We start from the raw sequence: 23,833 nt of genomic DNA, 5'->3' as shown, positions 1-23,833 counted from the left end.
GGAATTAAGATGTTGATGTGTTTCTAAATAGCTCATGATTGATGCATATCAATATTTTGCAACAAGATCACTGGGAGAACTAGGAGAAAAATAATCTCAATTTATTAGATCTTTTTAATACAATGGTGATCTATACAATTTATATTCTATAAAAATCGCATAACAGAGCAGATAATGGATATAGGGCCAGATGAGCACTTCTATGGGAAAACATACCCAAATAGGCCAGGGAAAGGATTCATGATAATAATTACAATGATATTCTTTTTAGGATGGTTAATCCTCTGGGGTAGTGCTTTTAATGATTTTAGTTTTAATAGGGATATAGGTTGGATTTACATCAAGGTATTCATAGGAGTGTTATGTATGTTACTTGGATTTGCTGGTATTTCCAGTATTAGAAGAAATTAGTTATCTGGAATCACTAGTATGTAATATTCTATTTAAAAATGGAATTCTCAAGGACTCATCTCTCAAATTTAATTAATTTTGATTGAAAGATTAGCCAGCTTGTAATATTAGTATCTCGATTAAAAGACCCCTTTCCAACCTTCATAACTCCATCCTGAGCATACCAAATAAAAGGTCATTTCTATACTTTCTTATAGGATTTAACCTTAAAATTATTTTACTTTCATTTAAAAGCTAAAAAGGTCTAAATCTCACGCATACATGAAACATAGATTCAAAATAACAATTACCATAAGTATTAATATTGCTGAACAAATTCAAAAGCAATGGTAATCAATAATATAACCATAGGTATGGGATTGGTGGCAATCTCTTTTGTTATTATATTTGGTATTTCTTCAAATAACCAAGCAAGTGCCGTTACTGTGGCCGCAGGCGGAGGCAATGGAACGGCTCCATGGACGATATATGTTCCTCAAACTATTAATATTAAAACAGGTGACAGCGTGACTTGGGATAATCCAACTTTAGTTGGTGAACCTCATACTGTCACTTTTATTAAAGATAATGATATGATTCCTCCATTAGTAGCTCCATTTAGCATTCCCAACAATACTGAATTAAGTGCCGCTATACCAGCACCAAATGTCGAAGCTACAATAATACCAGATAGTTCAAATCCAAATAACAAGTTGGTTCTGGCAGATAATTCAAGGTCATCTGCCCCAGTTTCAATTGACGGCTCCAAGACGAATGTAACTTATCTTCAATCTGGCTCAAACTACACATTCACCGGAGATGAGAGTTATCTAAATTCTGGTTGGATTTGGCCAGAAGGACAGGTTCCACCTGGTGCTCCACCAATCACTTCATTTACGATGACGTTTGAGAATCCAGGAACATACAACTATATTTGTGTAATCCATCCTTGGATGACAGGCACTGTCATGGTGAATTAAAGATATCGTAAATCCTTCTCAACCATTCCTTTCTTTTCCTATTTTAAATACAATTAATTCTATTTTTGATCGAACAGATTAAGAACTCCATTACAGTTTCAGACACCTTACTTTTGAGGTAAGACAAGACATATACATTCAAGAATAGTTTAGAATTAAATCCTTTCAATTTTTAACCTAAAACCTCAAGATGATAAACGATTAATATGATGTCTTAAATTGTTATATGCTCTTAACCCTGATGACATTGCTTATGATGAGTAATTAGATTGAAACTAGGTATGTTGGCAAAGATTTGACAGAATAATTAACTTCTAGAACTTGGGAGAATGCAGAAGAATACCCAAAGGCCTCTCAAGGCTTTGGGCGACACGAAGATAAAGGAAAAATGACTATAATTCGTCACATTACCGGGTTTAAACAAATACAAAGAGAATAAGACCGGCGTTGGATGAATTGATGGAGTTATCATATGAATCGTAATATCTAAGAATACATAGAGATGTTTGATTACGAAGACGGATCGAAAATAAATGATTTAGATTTAACTTCTGGGATTTCCAGAATATCATTATGAATCAAGAAAAGTAATTTAGTCATTTGCAAATGAACATCCCAGCCATCTCCGCCCCTAATGCGTTCACCGGTTTTAATTATGGTTGTTTCATCCTCCAAAATTTGATATTCCGATCGTTGTTTGGCATCCTCCTTATTTTTATTCTTATTATATGGCATGTGAACTCCATTATTATGTATTGAATTTCTGATCTTATTGAAAGCGACAAATCTGTCGTGATATTCGGTTAAATACAAAGTATAATTCTCTGATCTCGACATTAGATGGTCAAGCATTGAAACTATATTATTCTGCGTTTTTACATAGCAATCCTCATTCACAGATCTCATGATATTTCTTAAAGAAGATTCGAAAGAACTATATATTGAGATAGAAAACAGGTTCGACAAACATTGACAATTATTCCATCTTATCTTGTTTAAGGGTATCATTCGTCCCATTGCCTTGGAATTAGGTATACTGATCTTGAATTCATCATAATATTGACGTAGCTCCAAAGGTTTGTTACTAATGTAAGTATTAAACATTAGTAAATGAATCGCTGCATCAGAATAGTTTGAAGCTAAAAAGTAAAATGCCAATCTGGCATCATCATTACTTTTGTCGTTTTGAAATTGGAATGTATTCTTAAGTTCATCTATTTTATTAACAATTAGAGTATAATTCTCTTGCAATCCCTGTAATATCTTGACATATTTTTCAATATTCTTATCATAGGTCATTTTTAAGTTTTCCATTCCTTAGGTTAAACAGTTTATAGGAATATTTGACGTTTATCTTTGGACTCGTTTTAGCCTATATTTCATGTTATTTCTATGCAATCCTTATCAATACATATACGAAAATTCAAATTCACTAATCCTTATCAATACATATACGAAAATTCAAATTCACTAATCCTTATCAATACATATACGAAAATTCAAATTCACTAATCCTTATCAAAAGGGGATATTTACTCTTACTTTAAGATTGGTTTTTGGGTCTAGATATCTATGGATTGGGATGGAATTCGAATAAGTTTTAAGGCAATAAGAAATCACAATGTACTATCCAGATACAGGAAAGGTCAAAAAATACACTACTTATAAAATACTTGGGTAACTATCTTTTATCAGCCAATGTAAATAAAACACAATGGTTAAACTATAGGACGATGCTCCTACATCGTAATTTATTTGGAGATGCAATAGGTATTGAGTAGATAAGTCTTCCCTCAGCTCCAATTAAACGGAACGATTTATCAATAAATTAACATAATGATTTTGAAATTAATTGCGAAAAACCACAATTATTATCTTCATTGCACATCGTTTAGACATCAAACTATTAAATTATTACTGGGTTAAAGAAGGATAGTCCAAAGACACTAGGTCGGACAATACGAGAGTAAGGGACAAACTCTGTGTAAACGACTCCATTAATGTTCGAATTTAAGAATTTCAATTATTTCGTTAAGAGTTTTCTTAAATTTGGGATCACGGTTTAAAACATGCTTTACTCTTTTATGGGTACTTGCAATATGCTGAAGCTCAAAAAGAAGTGGACATAGTTCCCTTTTACATTGATAAAGAAATGGAATATCCAAACCTTCCTTAATGGTCTTATTTTTTCCATAAATCGAAACTTGGTCATGAAACCTTTTCATTTTAAATATATTGGAATATGTAACAGATCTGTATCTTAATGTCACAGTCTCTGTTGAAAGAGAAATTATAATTATAGAATATTCTTTATTGGGACCATGTATCTCTATAAAATTGTTTTCTAGATCAAATGAGAATCTTGCGCCGGATAGCCATTTCCATTTAAATTCTCTATACAAATGATTACGAAGTATGGTAATGATTCTTGAATTGTCAATCTGAGTATCCCTTGAAAGTTGTGCTGACCAATTAAACAAATGGATCATTGTATATCTATTAGATATCAGAAATTGAGATCTCAAATCGGGATCCATATATTTGTGGTAAATATTCAAATTCTTATTTATGATTCTACAAATTTGGTTCAGATAAGACAAAAATAGATCATTCATTCCTAAATCCAATAGTGTTTTACGCATGAAGTAAGGGTACAAAAAGCAAACGAATAGGTTGTTTAAGGATTCATTTGTGAGTAACTGTCTAAATGGATTAATAGATTTGAAATTTCTCAATGCTATGGTTAATAAGAATATAAATGATACCTGCCATTGTTAATTCAATTGGTAATGAATATCTATTAGTATTACCAATTCGTTCTGTTTCGTCTTCTCCAGGTTCTCCCATATATTGAACCAACCCTAATTCTACAAGTACTTTGACTTGCCTCAATATCTTTTTATATTGGTTTTTATCTTTTTTGGTAAATAGTGTATCATGAACCTGTTTAACATTACAAGAGTGTGCTCTCAGGACAACACTCAAGATTAAGTTTAATTTATCGTCCAATTCGAATATCTCTGGCTTTATTATTTCATTCGTATCAATAGATTTGTGATCTTTTGTTAGTCTACCATACTTTTCATGCCACTTCAATGAATAATAAATAATACCTGAAAAATTATAGAGGACAATTCCACGATGCAATTGACGTAAATGATGTTCTAGGTTATCTAATTCACCGCTTTCAGTGGACAAATTTTACGTAAATTATGGAGTCTATTACTTTTATAATAATATTCTTCATTTCTGTCCAATGAAGGATGATAATTTTTTAGATAAAGTGATGACAAAAAACTCAGAAATGATTAGAACAGGTAACTTTGAAAGCATAATACTAGTAGATGGTGAGTGTGGTTGTTTGGTTGAGGGACCTAGCCAACCACACCAGTCAACATACTGAATTCGTTAAGGTGCTTTAATATGAACAATCAAACAAAATCCGACTATTTAAGTATTGAAATTCCTGAGGATATGAAAGATACAATCACTTCCTTAAAAATTCATGATGACCTCAACATAATTGCTACAATTACAGGAAAGAACGGACCACTTTTCAAAAGCATTATGCTTAAGAAAATAAACAAAAGGACAATTTTGGATTGGGAAAAAACATTGATAGCACTAAGCTCACAGCTAAAAGAATCAGGATTATTTGATAATTCGGCAAATAGAGTATCTTCATTACTAGCACGCAATCATGCCAAGATAACCGAGTATGTCAATTCGTTATTAAAGAAAAGCGAAGGTGAAAGTGAAGACCAGGGTAATGGCCTAAACAATCAAAGGAAACAGAAAATCAAAGTATTCAAGTACTATTCAGAAAAAGAACAGACTTTATACGAATCAATTGTCTTGGAAGGTAAACCATGTTTTGTATTTTATGAAAATGAAAAACCAAATACTTTAGAATCAATAGAAGAAGCAACACGAACCTTACTCCCTTTTGGATTTGATGACGGACCTGCCAAACCATACGAATTTGAAAATATGGAAGAGCTTGACATATTAGTAAACGAGGTAAGACAAAAATCCACAAGTGATTTTTACAAGAAAACTAAACTCATTGTCTCAAAATATGTAGACCAAAAACCGATCGTAATAAACATCATAACTGTAGATTTATTGTTCTCTTATTTTCAAGACAGGTTTCCTACCACTCATTATCTTTTCTTTGTAGGAAATAATGGAGTAGGTAAAAGTGTAATAGGTGAATTATTTGAGTTAATAGCGTACAGAGGAGTAATGATGACAGATCCTTCTGCTGCAAACATTTACAGATTATTAGGTAAAGTGCAACCAGCTCAATGTACTCTGATTATGGATGAGATTGAGAATATTGAGAATAATCAAACAATAATGAACATATTGAAAACTGGATATACCATCAGAGGAAAAGTTGCAAAGATAAATACAAACACTTTTGATCAAGAATTCTTCAATACTTATTCTCTAAAGATATTTCTATCCGAAAAACTTCCACACAACTATACAGCAAGAGGAGTATTAGACAGAACATTTGCAATCACATGTCTTTTGGGTAGTCCTAAATACAATATAAAAGATGTATTGGTTAGTCAGGGAAAAGAGGGAAATCAATCTGTAAAAGAATTAGCTGAGGAAATAAATGAACTCCGAAAAGAATTGTTTGTTTATCGCCTTATTCACGCATACGAGAAAAGACCAGAGATAGATACTGGACTTGAGAACAGAGAGATGGAATTATGTGAGGGAATAGCCTTGTTTTATGACACTGATGTACAACGAGAAGTAGAGGAAACATTTCAACACTTTTTGGATGTAAAATATGAACAAAAGATAGCCACTTTCGATCATTTCTTATTATCAAAAATAATTGAGGAGTTAGATAAATCAGATGATAAATACAGCTTTCCAGTTAAAGATCTATGGAGTTCCATAAAACAAACAACGAATAGCTACAGCATAAGTGATAATGAGTTGTATTTGGTAGATTTTGGTTTTACGCTTTACTATAATCAACTGTCTGCCAAATGTAAAATATTTGGTGCTGAATCTAAACATACTAACACAGGTAACATATTAATCTTCAAGGATATAAGAAAAATACGACTTACATATCAACAGCATAGTAATAAACCAAAAATCAAGTGTTCTGGTGTCAGGAGTGATGGAGTAAAAAGTGAAGGCTGTGAAGGCTGTGAAGGCTCTGGAGAGGGCGCCATGTCATTTTTTGATGAGAGAAACAATACTAATACTAAATCTAACGAATCTCAAAATCACTAATCAATTATTTCATAATGGTAAATATCATGTCTACCCCTGACGAGCTTAAAAAGGATATACAATTCATATTGTCTCATTTTGGCGGCCAAGAGTTTATGTTCCCAAGATCCATTATGACAGCCAAAACCAAAGGTCAAGTATTTGTAGATTCTGAGAATGAGATGATAGAGTATCTTACAGAAGCTGATTTTGTTGATTGCAGAATTAATGGTTATCCTCTTCATCATCCGAATGAATGGAATAAGTTGTACCCTAGTTTCATTTTCATAGATTTAGATCTATCTTCATGTTCTACTTGTAAGTATCCAATTAGAAAACTAGATTATATTCTAAAACAAACGTTAAAGAAAATCAAAGATGAAATCAGTGGCCACCCGACCGTCCTTTGGACGGGGGGTGGCTACCACATATATCAGCCTATTCAGATAATAACTAAAGATGAAGAAAAACTTCCTTTGGAAAATATCAAAGTGTTTGAGGATTTTAAATCTGTTGTCAAAGCCGATTTAACTACCGAATTCATAAGATATGCTGGAAAATATCTTACTAATCAAAAAGGCGACCCAAAACATAATCCATCTATTTACTCTTGTTTAATTAGAATACCCGGAACTACTAATTCAAAATATGGAAACAAAGTAAACGTAATTCAAAAATGGGATGGAGTCGAAGCCATTGCAAGTCCTGTCTTACTTTCCTTTATGAATCATCTGATACAGCTAAAAATTGAATTCCAGGAATCGAGGAAGAGAAACAGTTTTACCACTTCTAAATCCAGCAATGACAATATCACATGGATTGAACAATTACTGCAAACTCCAATCAGAGAACATAGGTACTTTTGTCTTTGGTATATTTTGATACCATATCTTCTAAATATCAAACGATTACCAGAAGATGAAATAGTATCAATAATTACTAACTGGTTGGACAAATGTAATAATCTGAATAAGATTCAGGTGGAGATACCCTCAAAGAATTAAAGAGCAATTAAGGTATGATAAGGGCTTTCCACCCATCAGTTTAGAAAACCTGAAGAAAGAGAATTTTGAACTCTATAAATTACTACAAAAATAGATGACCGCACCTTCTAAAGCCTTCACAGCCTTCACAGCCTTCACTGCCTTCACCTATCAATCTCGTGGTTTGTTGCTTAACAGAATAAATAAGTCATACAGTTAATTTCACTTATAGTTTATCATTACCATTATATAGTAAATACTTATATATTATCGATGATAACTATGATATGTTTAAAGAGAACACCAAACGGTATAAACAGGTATTAATTGACATCGATCATTATAATACTCTTAAGGATTTAGGAAAAGCGGGTGATTCCTTTAATGATGGACCTGGAAAGTTATTAGATGAAAAGGTAAACAAGGCTTTAGGAGAGGGTCATTAATAATTTGTCATTTTGTATCACTTTAGAATTACGTAAACTGGGCCTTGGTAGTATAACAGTTCATCAAGATTATCTATACATCGACTTTTTAGGATATGATGATGGTAGTATGATAGTATATTATCCGAATAACATAAATGAATTACCCGACGAAGTCGAAAAAGAGTTACTATTATGGAGAGGAGAATCTGACAATTATCTATCAGCTGAATTAATCGAGAAGATCAGAGACCTTGTCCAAAATAATATCCATGTTATAAAAAAGGAACGCCGTCAATGATTAAAGATTGCTAGGATGAGGAAATGGACTTTGGATTGCCTCATATGGTAAATCCTGTTATAGAATCAATTCCTGTGGAGATATCTAAATATAAACTTCTTAGTTGTTCATCGAGCTTTTTACGTTTTTTCCATAATGTATTATGTTGCTTCTCCTCTTCATACTGAATCTGAACTTTAGTTTCATAAATTTTGCTTATGGATTCGAGAAGTGTATTGAACTCAGGACTTTTGATAAAGTTGTATAACCGTGATTGTTTGTTCTCCTCTTCTTTACAACTCATGGATATCCTTGACAGTTTGATGATCACTTTACGTAGTTGATGGCTTACATCAATAATAATTGATGGATGTACTAACAAAACCCCATCAATTTCACCATATAATCCATTTTTAATATCTCTTTTTGGTAAGGTTTTAGATACAATGATCACGTATTCTGTGTTATGGATATGCATATATCGTTTGGCCTTTTCTATGTCTTTCTGAGTCACAGAATTTGCGTTCTTATTATCATAAATGATTTTGGTATCCAAAATAGTTCCAGAGGGTAATTTTATTTGATGAATTATATCACCACTTTCTACTCCTCGAGAACATCTTTCTACAATATCAGATTCAAATGCACTCTTGAGTTTATCGAAGAGATTTAATTCTCCTACTTCCCCTTTTAATTCGGATTGAGCTTCTGAAAGTTGCTTTTTTAATCTATCTAATTCATATTGAACTCGCTTAATTTGAATTTCTTTTTCGACGATTTTGTCTTCCTTATCATCGAGTTCCGTCTGAAGTGAGCTTCGGGCTTTAACTAATGCCTCCGATTCTATTAACTCCATTTTTTTGTATAAATCCTTATTTTCCAAATCTTTCTTGTATATCTCTTCCTCTAATTCAGAAGTCATTTGATTTACCAAATCTTGTTTCTCTTCTTCTTTTTGTTTCTCTAATTTTGTCAATCTTTCTTGGAATTCGTGTTGTTGTTTATTCAATTTTGATTCATATTTGGTCTTTACAGTTTCCTCAAATAGTGATACAGCAGATTCATATTCTTGATTATTCAAAGGATGTTTACAATATGGACATTTTAACTCTACAATGGTTGCCATTAAACAAATACCTCCTCAAAATTTCCTTTTAGACTAAAGATGGATCTAGTAGGTTGTGGATAGTATGATGTGTCCTTTAGCGAATATTTTCTTTTGTAGTTGGACTTTAATCGGTTAAGTCTATTCACTAATCTATTATACACGGGATCCCTCATTTTCTCTGAAAATTTCCAATCTGGACCAAAATTTAGTTCAGATGTTGGTGATTCCATTTTTGTAGGTTTCTTTGATTTTTGTTTTTGTAATTTTATCATTACCGTATTATTCATTAAATTGTTATTCAATGAGGTATGCGCAATTATGTCGCATTTATAACAAATATTTAATTTCTAGTGACATATTTCATTAATATTATTTGGATTGGGATAGCTACGAATCAGTAGATGTAAGAGGAGCAATTAGCAAAGTTGGCCATATTTTAAATGGGAGGGACTTGGATGGCAAAAAACGGCCATTAGGTCCAGTGAATATGCGACCACTTAGATACCTGATGTTGTTGTATTTGGCCAAAATGTCTCCAAAGTACAAGGATATGGGAAAAGCCGTTAATAATCATCTCTACTTCTCTACTCCACATTTGGATAAAGTAGCTTCCGATATGAACCCCCAACTTGAATTTGATAGAAAGCGATGTCTAGAAGTTTATGAAAAATACTCTAAGGCAGGTCTTGTTGATATTGTTGAGGAAAACCATGTGACACGAGTTGGTATAACAGAGGCAGGCGAAACTAAGTGCTTAGAGAATTTAGAAGATTTAATGTCTAACGAATATCCTTCAGAAAAAGATCATTTCTTTAGACCAAAGGTGGTTGCACTAAAGACACCAGTAACAACGAATGAAGCTCGTTATGACAATTGACGTTTATTTAAACAGAAATGAAATAAAACCACTATTCAATAAATATCGTAAATTCTATGGAAGAATAGAGGAAATTAAATTTATCACACATTTTTTGGAAAATGATCAACAAATCTTGATTGTAACAGGAGATGGAGGAGTGGGCAAAACTAGGTTAATATTGGAAAGTATTTTACACCATAGGAATAGACTGGAAAAGGAATTACATTGGCATGTGTTGTTTATAAATCCTGTACAAGAATCTTACACTTTTTCCAGAGCACAATAAAATTTTATTCATATTGGATGATGCGAAACGATATTCAGGCAACCTTGATTTACTCCTCGATTACGTAATTAATCCTCCTAATAATACTTTGATAAAAATAATACTTATAGAAAGACCATACTTTATTGATGAAATAATTAATAGTATCCAACAAAAGAACTCGTCTTTTCAAAAATTAGAGGTATATGCTGGTGATGTGGAAAAATTCTTGACTGAAAACTACTCCTTGGATCATAACACGGCGAGTGAAATCGAGTTAAAAAGTAGAGGTAGTTTTGATTACGCTGCCTCTTGTGCTGAATACTATAGGAATGGTGGTAAAATGGATGATAATTTACTTTCTATTCTTTCGTGGAAAATAGAAAGATATGTCAGCGATATATCCAGATGGACAGGCTATGACATTTCTACAGTAAAATATTATTTACAAATGCTTTCCTTAATAATGCCCGTAAGCTGGAAAAATGACTGGTACTTTCTTCAAGAATGCTTTTCTGATATAGAAAAATTCAAGAAGATATTGCTTGATAGTAGAGATAGGTATGATAATAATCTTATTTTTGTTGAAGATGATACGTTCATTATAAAACCCGATCCAATAGCAGATTACCTACGATTAGCTTTATCAGATGTGAGAAAAGGTGAAAATATATTGCTCAGTTTGTTTAGATTTTTCCCTTATAGGATTTTATATAATATGATTTCTGTCCGCAAGCTTACCGATAAACAGAATCGATTTTATATGTCCATCCTTGGAAATTGCTGGCAAGTTTTAAATGAAAACAAAGGTTATAACGAAGAATATTTTGAAGCTATTGAACTACTTTCCGCAGTAATTACTCAATCTAAAATTTTTGTTGAAATTCCACCAAAGATCAATATAGACATTTGGGTTGAGTCTTTTGAAGATGTATATCCTGATTCCCCACCTAAAGAGATAACAAATCTTCTAATAAGTTCATTTTTTAATGCGTTTGTTTATTATGCGGATATAGGATATTATGATCTGTGTGAGAGGATCATTGGACTTCTCAATAGATTATTCATAAAATATGGCGATGTGCGATTTGAAATTTTTCAAGGGGCCTTTCTAGAGACTTTGGGTAACTACTATGTAAAAGACAACCAACCTGAAAAATTCAGTCAGTGTATACTAGAAATAAAAACCTTGTTTTCCAAATATCCCTCTGATTTACGATTACCCCTCGCTTCTATTCTAGTCAAATCACTTTCTATCAATAAACCTAAAACCAATTTGAAAAAGGCATTGCATATGAATAAACTAATAAACGAAATAAAGGTTCTGTATGATCAAGAACCCAGTGATAAGATGGCCAAAATCCTCTGTTCAGGACTAGTTTTATCAATTGAAGCCTATTTAAACCATAGATTGGTAGACAAGGCTATCTCTGCTATAGACATTGTTAAAGAGTTAAATGAAAAACATTCAAATGAAGAGTTAACATCATTTATGAATTCTATCGAATTCAAAGTATCAGAAAAGATTAGATATGATTTGTATTATAGAAACAAGGGTTTAGAACAAATACTCGTTAACAATGGTAACTCTAAAGAAATTAAGGGATTTTCAATGGGAACACTTAAGAAAGAATTCCAAGATACAATACATGCTAAAATAGCTGAGAGAGTAGTTCCATTCGACATACATCAAATACTTAATGGCTTATTTGTATTTGTTACTCAATAATGAGGACATACCTAAAATAAATCTAGTTACTGAATTCACTATTCATGACTTTGCTTTAGATTCTCATGTTTTCATAAATATAGTTGATAAAATTAATAACGAAAATGTAAAAACTTTAGCAATTTGTCCTTTTCGAGTTTTGAACGATCTGAGTTTACAAAGGATGGTAAATTATTTAGATAAAGCAACACGAGATCCATTGACTGATCTTTTAATTAATAAGGCTATGATAGGAATAACTAACCAAAAAGGATTTGATATGACCAGAATTCCGCATTTAACTACCGCCCAGAGAGATAGGTTAATGTTGGAAAATGATTGTATGGTTTCAGTAGTTTCTAAAGGTTTCCCAACAATGTGTATGCTTTCGCTTGCAATTAATGATCCCATTCTTAAAGACAAAAATAAACGGATTGATTGTTGTCCATATTGTACAGGTTAGTTGTATCCATAAGATATTATGCCAGAGTAAATCAGATTATTCAATAAACTCTAGTTCAATAATGTCATCGAAATTAATTCACAAAATGTAGATGATAGATTCACTGTAATCAAAGATTGGAGAAGAACAAGAAATGAATGTTAGAACAGTGTAGTAGTTAGAGTCAAATCAGACAAGACTGCTTTAGGTACTATTTCAAACTCAAGCTAGCAGGATTTCGACAATCATAGTTTCATTTAGAAAATAATACTAATTTAGGTTGACAGTCTTGATCAAGATACGAGAAACCTCTGCATACAGTTAGCATACTGCTCAACCATCTTATCCAATTCGTGAATAAGATAGTGTTTCGCAGAAATCGACTTGGCTCGACCTTGCAACACCTCGGCCCCCTGTTCTTTGAGTTCCGATCGACACAGTATATTATAGTGGAATTTCCTGAGATACATTAGCATAACCTTTCCATCAGTATGTGACATTAGTAAGGTATGGACTGCTTTTCTTTCTAACTTACTTACTTTATCTAGATTTCTAAATTTGGACCATACGTTTGCGGGCAATATAGTAAAATAACTACGTTTCTGACCCATTATTCTATTAAGCACTACAATAACAAACTTATCCTTTTCAATGACATGTAAATTCTCACATTCACAGCCACTCAATTTATCACATATTGGAGTTTCATGTGCATGTGTAATTTCCTCGCCTCTTAATCCAGAAAAGAATGCAAACTTTACTATTAGTCCCATGGATCCATCAATTTTTAGAACTTTATCCACCGATTCAATTATGTAGTTATTATCCGCCACGAAAACTCTATCTCTAATTTTCATCTTTTTGTTGATTTCATATCTTTTGATTATCTCATCTATCAATAACCTAACTTCTGGATTCTGATATTTGCGGTCATAATATTCAGCAAATCTTCTCATAGCATCACAAATCCAGGCCCTTACATTTCCTGTCTCTGACTGGATAAGCTTGGGGTTGGTGAAGAACATATCACTATATCTCTCAAAATACCTGATTAAATCGCGGGCATGTTTTTTGTAAATATATTTACGGTAAAAGTCTCTAAACATATCCTCCTTGTCTATGCTTTTGTAAAAATCGACCGAGAAATCTCCTGTCATCGGGTCTTTTATCCCTCGATCTCTTATCCTTTCAAGTAGTTTCTCGGACTGCTCATTATCTTCTCGGGCTGGCCACTTCTTATCTAAAACAGCCTTAACGAATTTTCCAAGAGTAGGAAAGTTATTTCTCTGTAAAAAGAAGTTAAGACGCATTGTATCATTTTCATCAAGTATGACTCCAAAAGTCTTGGTCTTCTTTCCTTGCTTCTTTTGTTGTTGCTCGTCGGCAATAGTTCTATTGCTGCTCATTAGTTTTCTCTGGAGGTGGGAATTTTCCCTCACTGAAAGCATCTATTAATTCTTGAATGTCTTTAAATCCATATTTATCAAGTCTCCAATTCAGGTTAGCTAATTCATCTTCTGATAGCTCAAACTGATGTTCCTCAGAGCCATCTTCGGGATGTTTTATTACGGTTTCCTTAACCATAGGTTACTTTACATGCACAGCACAATATATAACGATTTTGCGATCTCTACAAAAGATCGATTATATTAATATCGTCCGAGCGCATATTAATAATTCCATACATATATTAATAATTTTACGAGCGGCCAAATCAAATATTAATAATTATATTAATAATCTGTGAAAATCACGCACGAAGCAAGTGCGAAGTGCGGGATTTGAACCCGCGATCCCGAGCTTGGGAAGCTCGTACCTTAACCAGGCTGGGCCAACTTCGCCCAAAATAAAATTAATCAAACGATATTAAGAACTTATCTTCACTACTTGTAACTATTCCAAATTTTTCCCTTTCTAAAAGCAATTTTTCTTGCCGAACTCATATCTCTAATGCCACTACGGTTTTTCTCAGTACCTTGTCTTATAGATGTACCATATTCATCCACAATTTCGATAACTATCTTATCCTTAAAGTTTGAGCTAAGAATCCCGGCTATTTGATGCGATAGAGAGAGACTTCCGTCACCTATTCTAACAATTTTAGTTGGAGATTCGATTGATGATAATATAAAACTAATCCTTTCAATAGTAGCATGCACAGATGACATTATAATTTTATCAAGTTCGAATTGACAGTATAGTATGGATATACCAATCCTTTTTCCAGGATCAATTCCAATAATTAATTGCTCTTTTGAGGAACCATAATACCCCATACAATTTTGCAGAATTTTAGCTTTTATCGATAACGGATATTTCTCTAACTGAGTATCTAAAAATACACCTTCTCTATTAACGATCCTTGATTCATCATCAGTTGTAATAATAACTCTACCCTTAGATAGGGCAGCTTCCTCCGGAGATAAGGACAAATATCGCAAATCTAGGGACTTTAATACGCTTGTGATTCGATAATATGATCTCCCTGAAACTGTCGCAACAATAACTGGTGGACAACTTGTTAAGTTGAACATTTCTATTGTTATAATTTAGGTTGCATTTACAAGGCTATTAAAGATTACTCATAATTATTGAGTTATTTACACTCCACCCATCTATTTACAGAATTTGATATTCATGGTCAAATACAGACATATATCCTTAATTCAACATGCACTAAAAGAATTTTTATGTTCATAATTAATTTATTAAACACATTTTAAAATCAAGTTATTAAATTTGAAAATTTTAGATTTAATGGTGGTTTTTAAAAAAGCAATCTAAACCGTCAGATTAAGTATTGCTTGAGCAATATCACCCTTTGTGTCCGTAAGTGCTACTATTGCTTTTTCTTTGGATACATTTGCTTGCTGCATTACTAATACAATATCCTCTTCCTTAAATGAGGGGACATCGCGTTTGGTCTCTTCAATATCGCTAGCAACAACCTGAAAAATAGTACTATCCTTACCTTTCATTTCTACAACTTGTGGTTTTTTTAGATATATTTCCTTTACATCAGTCTTAATGATCACTTCTTCTACAGATCCCAAATCCTTCATATCTAACCCCATTCGGTCAAGCATCCTTCGCATATCTCTGTTGCCTGAACGCATCATCCAAAACACTACGCAGTTCTGCTTTTTATTCCTTCTCTAATCTTGACACCTATACCACGGATCTGAGATCGACCGCTAGAACTCAAGTTCCCACTCCTTGTCCCCATTAGAGTAGTAGTTGAATGGAAGTAGCGAACGGCCCACAGCCAAAATCGACTGATCCTTGTTAATAATTGCCACATCAGAGCCACACCTAACGTTTGAGCCGCAGTGAAGTACATGCTTGACAAACAATGATCTGCCTTCAGAAACAAACGGTACAGCGTCTTCTATCGGAATAATGCAGTTTTCAAGAAATTGACTGTCTTTAAGAAAAAGAGTTGCACCATAAATTGTCAGTGCAATCCCGCCATCGGTTCGAAAAGTCCCTATCAGTTTCCCATTAGCACTAAAACTCTTTATTTTTCCTGTTTTTTTTGAATATTCAATGTCTATATTAGACGAAAGCGATGTGCTTATCCCATTGCCAAAGACAAAATCTACATGAGAGCAGATCTTTTGATATGGATTTACAAACAGCTCTTTCAATTAAATGCTTGAATTAACTAATACGATAATAAAAACTAAAGTATGGGATTTGATCGGACAAAAAGTTAACTTGATGATCTAATTCATAGTATGAGAATACTTTATGTATTTTATAAGGAGTTTTGTTTATACTCATATATAAATGGGAAATTCATTCGGAATTGGTATCAACAGTGTCAACTATATAAGCTTCTTGCATGGTTTACGCTTTCAACTCTTAATATATCGTGAAAATGTATATAAATAGAATTAATAGAGAAGGTTGATGTCACCCCGCCTGTTTATACAAAAACAAAACCCCCTTTTGTGGGCACTAGTTCTTACTGGACATATCTAATTACTTGGTTTTCAAGGTTCGCTGATTGACCTCTAACATTCATGTTTTTTGCTTACGTATAAAACCCCTTATGGGAATTTATTCTTCTTTAATAAAGCCTAATAAATTAGATCTGCCTAATTATCATTGCATATGGCTTCTTTCTGTGAATTATGTGGAAAACATACCGATGTTAGTAAAAAAGTAATTATTGAAAAATCAATTTTTAATGTTTGCTTATCATGTTCAAGAAGAGGCAAACCAGTTGAGTCTACCAATTCTATAAGAAATCCTACATCATCGAAAGGCACTGCAATTGCAAGCAATATGGCTACCCGACCTACTTACGTTCCCTACAATGCCGCTGGGACGTCTCAAAATTCAAGAAATCTTTATAGGCGTAAAATAATATCCACCCCTCCAAGGATCAAGCCCCCACCTCTTAAAAAAATTAACATGATGGATGAAATGATACTTGATCATGAGTTCCCATCATTGATAAGAAATGCCAGAAGCAAAAAGGGTCTTACACATGATCAATTGGGTCAAAAAATTAACGAAAAGGTAACTCTGATCCGAAAGGTTGAAACCGGATCTATTCGTCCAGATGAAATTTTAGCAAAAAAACTGGAGAGATTTTTGGGAATAAAACTTTATGTCAATGCCAACGAACAAAATTTGGAAGAAGACCAACCCTAAAATTTGATTTGCGAACAGGAGCCAAGAATCGTTGCAAACAGAAAACGGAAATTCATCCATTAAAGAAAATCCAAATCATACTATTGCTGTTTCGGTATTAAGGATTGGTCACAGGTTGGTAAGAGATGACCGAACAACGACTCATGCCGTGCTTAGTTTCGCGTGCATTAGGATGTAACAATATCTATATGACAGATGTTGATGACGAAATTAAAAATACCCTAAAAAAGGTCAACAAAAAATGGGGTGGAGAGAATGAATTTCACCTTGAGATTATAGACAATTGGAAACAAGTTATCAAGAACTGGAGAGCAAATGGCGGAATTGTTGTTCACCTTACAATGTACGGTGCATTGATAAATGAGAAAATTACAGAAATAAAGGCACTAAATCAAAATGTACTTGTAATTATTGGTGCCGAGAAAGTTCCAAAAGAAATCTATTTTTTGGCTGACTACAATATTGCCATAGGAAATCAACCTCATTCAGAAATAGCAGCGTTGGCGATATTTCTAGATAGAATATTTGATGGTAATCAGTTTGATAGAAAATTGACTAATGAATCAATAAAGATTATTCCTACAGATAAAGGTAAGAATGTAATCAAAAATTAAGTATAGTTTAGGCAAATCCAATAAATCTTATTCAATTCAAAACCACATTCATCCTTAAAATATTCTCACAAATCTATTATTTTTTTGCATATCAACTAGACCTAAACCAAATGCGGAAAAAAAGTTCAGCTAATTCTTATATAATCAAGTTATGTTAAACAAAACCACAAGGGATAAAAAAAACAGAGTTATATGATATAGAATTGATGGAAGATACGCAGCTTAGAGCCAAGCAAACAAGGATCAAGATATTAAGAGCTATAGTCAAAAAAAACGGCTCTGCTTGCTTTTCTGAGATTAGATCTCTCACAGGATTATCGACTGGTTCTATTTATTACCATCTTGAAAGAATGAAAAATTACGTTTTAAAGAATTCGAAATATTACGTTATAACCAAAGAAGGAATGGATTTATTGGTTGAATTAGACAAGAGAAAAGATTTTGCACTCTCAACAAAATCTATCTAGCCTCAGGTCGTAATTAACCTTATTTTAGAGAGTTCCCTGGCCCTCTTGATTTCAAGAGATATCCTTCTACCCATGCTCATAGGGACATCATATAACAAGTCCGAATAAGGAGATCCTGAAACAAAGAGATTGGTTCCAGCAACGATTCGGGCTGAAAACTCAAATGCAGTAAACTTTGCTGTATTATCATACACTCCTTCAATACAAAACGGGCCCGGCATGCCTGGTGGCACCAATTTCTTCGATGCTTTTACAAATCGTTCACCCATGTCATAAACTTCAGGTAGCAAAGATTCTCTTAATACTATAGGGATGTTTCCAACTACGGTATAAGACGGTTCTATGATGGAAGAAAGCTGGTATTTTGATGGTATTCGACCAATAGCATCTATATCGGTTTCGTATCTTCTATCAATCCCCAATAGCTCTAGTTCATTGCTTATGGGAGAATAGAAATATTGAAGATAAACCGGGACACCATTGGCATATTTTTGAATAAACAAATCTTTTTCAGACTTTATAGTTTTGGATTCGACTAGTTTTTGTGCCTGTTCCTCAAACTCCTTTTTATTAGTAACGAGAAAATATCCCTTGCCACCAGCCGCACCGTGTAATTTTACAATACACAATCCATTAATCTCATTTTTGGATGCAAGTTGAACAGGAGAACGAAGATCAGATTCGTTCATCAATTGTTGTTTAAGAACCCTGTCAGATTCCCATCTTAAGATCCATTTATTCCCAAATATAGGAATCTTTATGCTTTCAATAGCGGCCATATCCAGGGTTGATATTAGAGTACCGTGTGGAATCAAAATTGGATTAAAACTTTCAACAAGGTCTGTCTGGAAATCGGCATCTATGATTTCCTCGAAATTTTTTACAGGCACTATACTGTCAATGAACTTGAAACGCTTGTACATGTCGCACCGCTTTTCCTCACAGACAAGTAGTGTTTTGAAACCCTCATCTTTAGCACCCTTTAATACTTGGAGTGAACAATGTGATCCCAAAGTCATTATACTTAATTTACTATCACCTTGTGTATTGTTTTGACTATCTTCCGCTACGTTAATGATTTCTATCCACCACTTATTACTAGAAATTTTATCTGAAATTAAATTTTTTGCTATGGGAGGATTAAATGATCAGTTTCAGTCTGAATCAAAGTTATTCAATTCTTTATATTTTCTTATCATGGCTAGTCAATCAAATTTCTCAAATAATATACCAATTTCTGTTCACTGAATGACATTTAGACATATAAGTCGGAAGTAATAATCTCGACTGAATTAGTTAATGGCTGAAGAAGGTTACAACTTTATAGATACAAAAATGATTCATAATGGTCCTGTGAGACTAAGAATAGACTCGTTTACCTACAGGGGAAAAACTTTTAGTAAAGAAGTCGTTGAGCACAACCCCTCAGTAGGAATAATCCCGGTTATCAATAAAAATGAAATTCTTTTGATAAGGCAATTCAGACACGCTGTCAATAAAAATCTGGTAGAAATTCCAGCTGGCAAAATTGAAAATAATGAACTCCCCCATGAGGCCGCCAAAAGGGAACTGGCTGAAGAAACTGGATATTCTGGTATCTTGCAACCCTTAACCAGGTGTTTTCTCGCGCCAAGTTATGATACAGAACTAATGCATTTTTTTGTCGCTAGCAATTTGTCTGAACTGGACATACCCATCAAAATGGACGAAGACGAAAATATTACAACTATGTCTGTCCATATAAAAGATGCGGTAAAATATTGTTACGATGGAACTATTGTTGATTGTAAAACCGTTTCAGCAATTTTTCTTTACTATTTTAGCCTTAATGACGGTAAACATAATTAGATGGACTCGATGTGAGCTATAACCTGAGCAAGTGATGGATCATCTTTTAGCAGGTTTTCGATGTGCAAAGATGCTAACAAGTTTGCAAAGCATAATTTTTCTATAGCGTTAAACCCATATAATTGACCAAACATAAACCCTGCGTCCCAGGAATCTCCAGCTCCACTAACAAGGTCGATTCTGGATGGATTAAGGGCAGCAGCGAAAAATACATTTTGATCAGCAGAATTATTCATACTTTTGCTACCTACATCGTGAGCACAAACATCAGAGCTAGGAGAAGATAATATAGAGCCTTTTGTTGTATGAAGGCATACTGTCAAATTAAAATAGCTTGATAGTATTTTAACAGATTCACAAATAGAGCCTATGTTTTTTGGATAGACACCGTCACTAAATACATGGAGATTGCTGGCAATAAAATTATGTTTTAACTTGTCAAGTCCGTCGTTAATTTCGGCGGGTTTATCAACTAGATCGTCGTTTTCCTTTTTGCTAGTTTTTTTGGCAAATATGCTCCGCAGGGCCTCCACTATCTGGTTAAATTCATTTTCATTGATACTCAAGAAGTTGACTAGATTTGAGTTGATTCTTAACATATTGACGAATTCAAAACACCTTTTTTCAATATCTGCTGGGTCTAGAAAATGAATAGAAGATGGAGAATTTGTAAAAATAAAACGTAGTAGATCAGTCCCCCTTAAATTAGAAGCCCAATTAGTAAGGATGATAGCATCAGAAGATCGCAGATTTGAGACAAGATTCTCAGATTCTAAAATATCAGGTCCAAAATTATCATTGTCGCCAACATCGCTCACCATTACGTTTGAAAGAGAATGAGTATTTGGATTAGAGAATTCAAATACGGTTGAAAGTCCTTGTTTTCCTTTTTTGATAAAGAGGTTAACCCTATCTCCGAAAGGGGCAAATACAGATCGTAATATGGAGTTACCAATTTCATCGGCAACCGTGTAAAGATTAATACAAACGCCAAGTTTCGCCATACAATATGCCACATTTACAGCATTTCCACCTTTGATGTCTTTGCTAGAATATCCCCTCATACTTCCACCTCCAGCCTTAATTTTTTTTTTAATTTCGCCTACAAATTTATCATGGTCCATCACTTTGATTATTCTGTCAACAAAAAAGTCTGGCAATACTGTAATTGAGTATGATTGATTGGTTTTTTCGATAGACTGCAGTCTAGATAACAAATTCTTTAGTATCTGATTGATCTCAAATTCATTTAAAATATGGGTTTGCGAAGGAAGAGATTTTGTCATTGTTGTCTTTCCTTTAATAATCTAAGGATATTTTCATTCGGCTTTTTTACTCTTGCCGAAGATATTATTTTAGAACAAGTACGGTCATGCGACACCTTGATTTACCTGTGCAAAGTCCAGAGATAAATTTATAGTTAATATCGCAGCTGCAATCGAATACAAGAATATACGACCAGATGTAGAAGTAACAGTAGTAATGGCATGGATAACAGGGTAGTTGGAAGTAAGCAAGGAGTAAATGAGAAATCAAGAAAACTACCAAATAAATACTTGCAAGTGATCGTAAAAGAAGATGTATTCAAAATCGTATCTTATCTTGGTAGTTATTTGAGGGAATTGACAGCAGGCATTGAGTCAAAAAAAATTGTCGAGTAATTTGCTTTTAATTTAACTGAAATGCAAAAAGTGGGTGGACAATAGTTACAATGATTTAAAAAGAAATCGACGAATCATTTGTTAAATTGGGATAGGACAGAAATAAAGAAGAAATGAAAGAAGGAAGGAAGGAAATTTAGAAGGTGGTAAATACAGGCGAACTAGCGGACTAGTCCATGTCCATGCCGCCCATGCCGCCCATGCCGCCCATGCCGCCCATGCCGCCCATGCCGCCCATGCCGCCCATGCCACCAGGTGGACCAGCGGGCATTTTGGATTTTGAAGCGGCAATGACGTCATCTATTCTTAGAAGCATGCATGCTGTTTCTGTTGCAGATTTTATAACTTGTTCTTTAATTGCGGTTGGTTCAAGTATCCCGTTTTTATAAATATCAGATACCGAGGCTGTCCTGACATTAATGCCGATCCACTTGGAACCTTTCGTTTGCTTAGCCTTGAGTTCTGCCATAGTATCAATTGGATCCATTCCTGCGTTTTCTGCCAAGGTCAACGGTATAACCTCTAATGCTTCTGCAAATTTCTGAGCGGCTAATTGTGCACGACCTTCTAAATTACTTGACCATTGCCTAATTTCATTTGCAATATATGCTTCAGGAGAACCACCACCTGCTACAATTGATGGCTTTTCTAAAACATCTTTCATAACCATAAGTGAATCATGCATAGATCTGTCAGCCTCATCAACAACTCTCTGTGAACCACCCCGTATCAGGATAGTTACAGCTTTAGGATTCTTGCAACCTTCGATAAATACCCATTTGTCTGTTTCGACCTTTCTTTCTTCAACCAGATTAGCGGTTCCCAAATCTTGGGTAGTAAAATCATCTAGATTATTTACTAGTCGTGCACCTGTTGCTTTTGACAATTTGAACATATCGCTTTCTTTCACTCGTCTCACTGCCAGAATTCCTGCTTTTGCCAGATAATGCTGAGCAATATCGTCTATACCTTTTTGACACAATAACACAGTTGTTCCAACAGATTTGATTTTATCAACCATATCTTTTAGCATCCTGTTTTCTTCCTCTAGAAACATTTGCATTTGCTGTGGTTCGCTAATTCGAATTTCAGCACTCATTTCGGTCTTTTCAATTTCAAGGGCAGAGTTTATCAAAGCAATTTTAGCATTTTCTATCCTCTTCGGCATCCCTGAGTGTACTATTTCCTTATCCAATACTATGCCTTGGATGAGGGTAGTATCTCTCATAGATCCTCCCGCTTTTTTTTCGACCTTTATATTATCTAAATCGACACGGAAATTGTCACCCACTGATGCCTTCTCTGCAACCTGTTTGGCAGCACTTACAACAATATCGCTTAAAATCGGGCTATCATCAGATACAAGCTTGGACTCCATGCTAGTTTTTGCTATTTTAATCAAAAGATCTCTATCATTAAGATTAAGTTTTAAAGCAATTTTATTTAGCACAACTAATGCTTGTTCTGAAGCTGCCGTATAACCATCAACAATCGCAGACGGATGAACATCTTTTCCTATTAATTCCTCTGCCTTTTCCAAGAGTGCACCTGCGAATATTACAGATGATGTAGTTCCATCCCCAACTTCATTATCAACAGATTTTGCAACTTCAACCATCATTTTAGCCGCAGGATGTTGTACATCAATTTCTTTCAGTATTGTTGCGCCATCATTTGTGATTGTAACATCACCTAATGAATCAACTAGCATCTTATCCATTCCTCGAGGACCGAGAGCAGATTTGATTATTTCTGCTACTAGTTTTGCGGCCGTAATATTATTTTTCTGTGCATCTCTGCCCTTATTTTCTTTAGTTCCTTCTTTTAATATTAATACTGGCATACCACCAGCTGTTTGTTGAATTGAAGCCATACTCTCATATCACCTTAATAGAAT

The 23,833-nt window shown here is 33.9% G+C and carries 30 protein-coding genes and 1 tRNA gene; 17 read left to right on the top strand and 14 right to left on the bottom strand.

Annotated elements, in window-relative coordinates; all coding sequences use genetic code 11:
* Positions 1-174 precede the first annotated feature (174 nt).
* Positions 175-411: a hypothetical protein gene (locus ACMT7R_RS01945; protein WP_415309755.1), complete on the top strand. Its 237-nt coding sequence runs from the start codon at positions 175-177 to the stop codon at positions 409-411.
* Between the two features lie 326 nt (positions 412-737).
* Positions 738-1,370 (top strand): hypothetical protein, encoded by a 633-nt coding sequence (locus ACMT7R_RS01940; RefSeq protein WP_415309754.1) that lies wholly within the window; start codon positions 738-740, stop codon positions 1,368-1,370.
* Positions 1,371-1,880: 510 nt separating this feature from the next.
* Here the strand turns inward: ACMT7R_RS01940 and ACMT7R_RS01935 are convergent.
* The 3 genes from ACMT7R_RS01935 to ACMT7R_RS01925 all read right to left on the bottom strand — a co-directional run bounded on the left by ACMT7R_RS01935 (position 1,881) and on the right by ACMT7R_RS01925 (position 4,568).
* Positions 1,881-2,684 carry a hypothetical protein gene (locus ACMT7R_RS01935; RefSeq protein WP_415309753.1) on the bottom strand — a complete coding sequence of 268 codons (804 nt, stop codon included), beginning with the start codon at positions 2,682-2,684 and terminating at the stop codon, positions 1,881-1,883.
* Positions 2,685-3,367: 683 nt separating this feature from the next.
* A complete protein-coding gene (locus ACMT7R_RS01930) occupies positions 3,368-3,907 on the bottom strand; it encodes a hypothetical protein (protein ID WP_415309752.1) in 540 nt (179 codons plus the stop codon).
* Between the two features lie 175 nt (positions 3,908-4,082).
* The gene (locus ACMT7R_RS01925) at positions 4,083-4,568 is read right to left on the bottom strand and encodes a hypothetical protein (protein ID WP_415309751.1); all 486 of its coding nucleotides are present in this window, start codon (positions 4,566-4,568) and stop codon (positions 4,083-4,085) included.
* Positions 4,569-4,626: 58 nt separating this feature from the next.
* Here ACMT7R_RS01925 and ACMT7R_RS01920 point away from each other — a divergent pair, with 58 nt between their 5' ends.
* The 5 genes from ACMT7R_RS01920 to ACMT7R_RS01900 all read left to right on the top strand — a co-directional run bounded on the left by ACMT7R_RS01920 (position 4,627) and on the right by ACMT7R_RS01900 (position 8,323).
* Positions 4,627-4,773 carry a hypothetical protein gene (locus tag ACMT7R_RS01920; protein WP_415309750.1) on the top strand — a complete coding sequence of 49 codons (147 nt, stop codon included), beginning with the start codon at positions 4,627-4,629 and terminating at the stop codon, positions 4,771-4,773.
* A gap of 20 nt (positions 4,774-4,793) precedes the next feature.
* Positions 4,794-6,635 (top strand): hypothetical protein, encoded by a 1,842-nt coding sequence (locus ACMT7R_RS01915; protein ID WP_415309749.1) that lies wholly within the window; start codon positions 4,794-4,796, stop codon positions 6,633-6,635.
* A gap of 26 nt (positions 6,636-6,661) precedes the next feature.
* A complete protein-coding gene (locus tag ACMT7R_RS01910) occupies positions 6,662-7,618 on the top strand; it encodes a hypothetical protein (RefSeq protein ID WP_415309748.1) in 957 nt (318 codons plus the stop codon).
* 266 nt (positions 7,619-7,884) lie between these two features.
* A complete protein-coding gene (locus ACMT7R_RS01905) occupies positions 7,885-8,043 on the top strand; it encodes a hypothetical protein (RefSeq protein ID WP_415309747.1) in 159 nt (52 codons plus the stop codon).
* Positions 8,044-8,047: 4 nt separating this feature from the next.
* Positions 8,048-8,323: a hypothetical protein gene (locus tag ACMT7R_RS01900; protein ID WP_415309746.1), complete on the top strand. Its 276-nt coding sequence runs from the start codon at positions 8,048-8,050 to the stop codon at positions 8,321-8,323.
* Between the two features lie 40 nt (positions 8,324-8,363).
* On the opposite strand, the gene ACMT7R_RS01895 is transcribed toward ACMT7R_RS01900, so the two are convergent.
* Both ACMT7R_RS01895 and ACMT7R_RS01890 read right to left on the bottom strand, forming a co-directional pair.
* Positions 8,364-9,428: a DUF2130 domain-containing protein gene (locus ACMT7R_RS01895; protein WP_415309745.1), complete on the bottom strand. Its 1,065-nt coding sequence runs from the start codon at positions 9,426-9,428 to the stop codon at positions 8,364-8,366.
* Positions 9,428-9,712 carry a hypothetical protein gene (locus ACMT7R_RS01890; protein ID WP_415309744.1) on the bottom strand — a complete coding sequence of 95 codons (285 nt, stop codon included), beginning with the start codon at positions 9,710-9,712 and terminating at the stop codon, positions 9,428-9,430. Before ACMT7R_RS01890 ends, ACMT7R_RS01895 begins: the two co-directional genes overlap by 1 nt.
* Before the next feature lie 71 nt (positions 9,713-9,783).
* Between ACMT7R_RS01890 and ACMT7R_RS01885 the strand changes: the two genes are divergently transcribed.
* From ACMT7R_RS01885 to ACMT7R_RS01870, 4 genes are read left to right on the top strand one after another with little or no spacing between them, the layout of a single operon-like run.
* Positions 9,784-10,287 carry a hypothetical protein gene (locus ACMT7R_RS01885; protein WP_415309743.1) on the top strand — a complete coding sequence of 168 codons (504 nt, stop codon included), beginning with the start codon at positions 9,784-9,786 and terminating at the stop codon, positions 10,285-10,287.
* Entirely contained in the window at positions 10,277-10,555 is a 279-nt protein-coding gene (locus ACMT7R_RS01880; protein WP_415309742.1) for a hypothetical protein, read from the top strand. The genes ACMT7R_RS01885 and ACMT7R_RS01880 overlap by 11 nt, the downstream gene beginning before the upstream one ends.
* Before the next feature lie 13 nt (positions 10,556-10,568).
* Positions 10,569-12,263 (top strand): hypothetical protein, encoded by a 1,695-nt coding sequence (locus ACMT7R_RS01875; RefSeq protein ID WP_415309741.1) that lies wholly within the window; start codon positions 10,569-10,571, stop codon positions 12,261-12,263.
* Positions 12,250-12,705 carry a hypothetical protein gene (locus ACMT7R_RS01870; RefSeq protein ID WP_415309740.1) on the top strand — a complete coding sequence of 152 codons (456 nt, stop codon included), beginning with the start codon at positions 12,250-12,252 and terminating at the stop codon, positions 12,703-12,705. Before ACMT7R_RS01875 ends, ACMT7R_RS01870 begins: the two co-directional genes overlap by 14 nt.
* Positions 12,706-12,977: 272 nt before the next feature.
* Here ACMT7R_RS01870 and ACMT7R_RS01865 read toward each other — a convergent pair whose 3' ends face one another.
* The 6 genes from ACMT7R_RS01865 to ACMT7R_RS01840 form a co-directional block, all read right to left on the bottom strand.
* Entirely contained in the window at positions 12,978-14,090 is a 1,113-nt protein-coding gene (locus ACMT7R_RS01865) for an integrase (RefSeq protein WP_415309739.1), read from the bottom strand.
* On the bottom strand, positions 14,077-14,268 hold the full coding sequence (locus ACMT7R_RS01860; protein WP_415309738.1) for a hypothetical protein: 192 nt from the start codon (positions 14,266-14,268) through the stop codon (positions 14,077-14,079). Before ACMT7R_RS01860 ends, ACMT7R_RS01865 begins: the two co-directional genes overlap by 14 nt.
* A 182-nt stretch (positions 14,269-14,450) precedes the next feature.
* Positions 14,451-14,525: transfer RNA gene (locus tag ACMT7R_RS01855), tRNA-Gly, on the bottom strand.
* A 42-nt stretch (positions 14,526-14,567) separates the two neighbouring features.
* On the bottom strand, positions 14,568-15,116 hold the full coding sequence (locus ACMT7R_RS01850; RefSeq protein ID WP_415309737.1) for a hypothetical protein: 549 nt from the start codon (positions 15,114-15,116) through the stop codon (positions 14,568-14,570).
* Positions 15,117-15,464: 348 nt separating this feature from the next.
* Complete coding sequence (locus ACMT7R_RS01845; RefSeq protein WP_415309736.1) at positions 15,465-15,803, bottom strand: nascent polypeptide-associated complex protein; 339 nt, start codon at positions 15,801-15,803, stop codon at positions 15,465-15,467.
* 75 nt (positions 15,804-15,878) lie between these two features.
* Positions 15,879-16,331, bottom strand: a complete 453-nt coding sequence (locus tag ACMT7R_RS01840; RefSeq protein WP_415309735.1) for a PUA domain-containing protein — start codon at positions 16,329-16,331, stop codon at positions 15,879-15,881.
* A 469-nt stretch (positions 16,332-16,800) separates the two neighbouring features.
* On the opposite strand from ACMT7R_RS01840, the gene ACMT7R_RS01835 reads away from it, so the two are divergent.
* The 4 genes from ACMT7R_RS01835 (at position 16,801) to ACMT7R_RS01820 (ending at position 18,427) form a co-directional block, all read left to right on the top strand.
* Entirely contained in the window at positions 16,801-17,346 is a 546-nt protein-coding gene (locus ACMT7R_RS01835) for a helix-turn-helix domain-containing protein (protein WP_415309734.1), read from the top strand.
* A gap of 31 nt (positions 17,347-17,377) precedes the next feature.
* A complete protein-coding gene (locus ACMT7R_RS01830) occupies positions 17,378-17,524 on the top strand; it encodes a hypothetical protein (RefSeq protein ID WP_415309733.1) in 147 nt (48 codons plus the stop codon).
* 10 nt (positions 17,525-17,534) lie between these two features.
* Positions 17,535-17,960, top strand: coding sequence for a tRNA (cytidine(56)-2'-O)-methyltransferase (locus ACMT7R_RS01825; RefSeq protein ID WP_415309732.1), 426 nt, complete (start codon positions 17,535-17,537; stop codon positions 17,958-17,960).
* A 206-nt stretch (positions 17,961-18,166) separates the two neighbouring features.
* A complete protein-coding gene (locus tag ACMT7R_RS01820; protein ID WP_415309731.1) occupies positions 18,167-18,427 on the top strand; it encodes a winged helix-turn-helix domain-containing protein in 261 nt (86 codons plus the stop codon).
* A 2-nt stretch (positions 18,428-18,429) separates the two neighbouring features.
* On the opposite strand, the gene ACMT7R_RS01815 is transcribed toward ACMT7R_RS01820, so the two are convergent.
* Positions 18,430-19,446: a DUF1297 domain-containing protein gene (locus ACMT7R_RS01815; protein ID WP_415309730.1), complete on the bottom strand. Its 1,017-nt coding sequence runs from the start codon at positions 19,444-19,446 to the stop codon at positions 18,430-18,432.
* 280 nt (positions 19,447-19,726) lie between these two features.
* Here ACMT7R_RS01815 and ACMT7R_RS01810 point away from each other — a divergent pair, with 280 nt between their 5' ends.
* On the top strand, positions 19,727-20,275 hold the full coding sequence (locus ACMT7R_RS01810) for an NUDIX hydrolase (protein ID WP_415309729.1): 549 nt from the start codon (positions 19,727-19,729) through the stop codon (positions 20,273-20,275).
* Here the strand turns inward: ACMT7R_RS01810 and ACMT7R_RS01805 are convergent.
* Positions 20,272-21,561 (bottom strand): hypothetical protein, encoded by a 1,290-nt coding sequence (locus tag ACMT7R_RS01805; protein WP_415309728.1) that lies wholly within the window; start codon positions 21,559-21,561, stop codon positions 20,272-20,274. The two genes, ACMT7R_RS01810 and ACMT7R_RS01805, sit on opposite strands and share 4 nt — an antisense overlap.
* Before the next feature lie 201 nt (positions 21,562-21,762).
* Between ACMT7R_RS01805 and ACMT7R_RS01800 the strand changes: the two genes are divergently transcribed.
* Positions 21,763-21,936 (top strand): hypothetical protein, encoded by a 174-nt coding sequence (locus tag ACMT7R_RS01800; RefSeq protein ID WP_415309727.1) that lies wholly within the window; start codon positions 21,763-21,765, stop codon positions 21,934-21,936.
* Positions 21,937-22,105: 169 nt separating this feature from the next.
* On the opposite strand, the gene thsB is transcribed toward ACMT7R_RS01800, so the two are convergent.
* On the bottom strand, positions 22,106-23,809 hold the full coding sequence (gene thsB, locus ACMT7R_RS01795) for a thermosome subunit beta (RefSeq protein WP_415309726.1): 1,704 nt from the start codon (positions 23,807-23,809) through the stop codon (positions 22,106-22,108).
* Positions 23,810-23,833: the final 24 nt, after the last annotated feature.

Source organism: Candidatus Nitrosocosmicus sp. FF01 (assembly GCF_047711275.1).
Taxonomy (GTDB): Archaea; Thermoproteota; Nitrososphaeria; order Nitrososphaerales; family Nitrososphaeraceae; genus Nitrosocosmicus.
The sequence above is the reverse complement of the archived record's forward strand: the minus strand, read 5'-3'. Positions and strand labels throughout refer to the sequence as shown.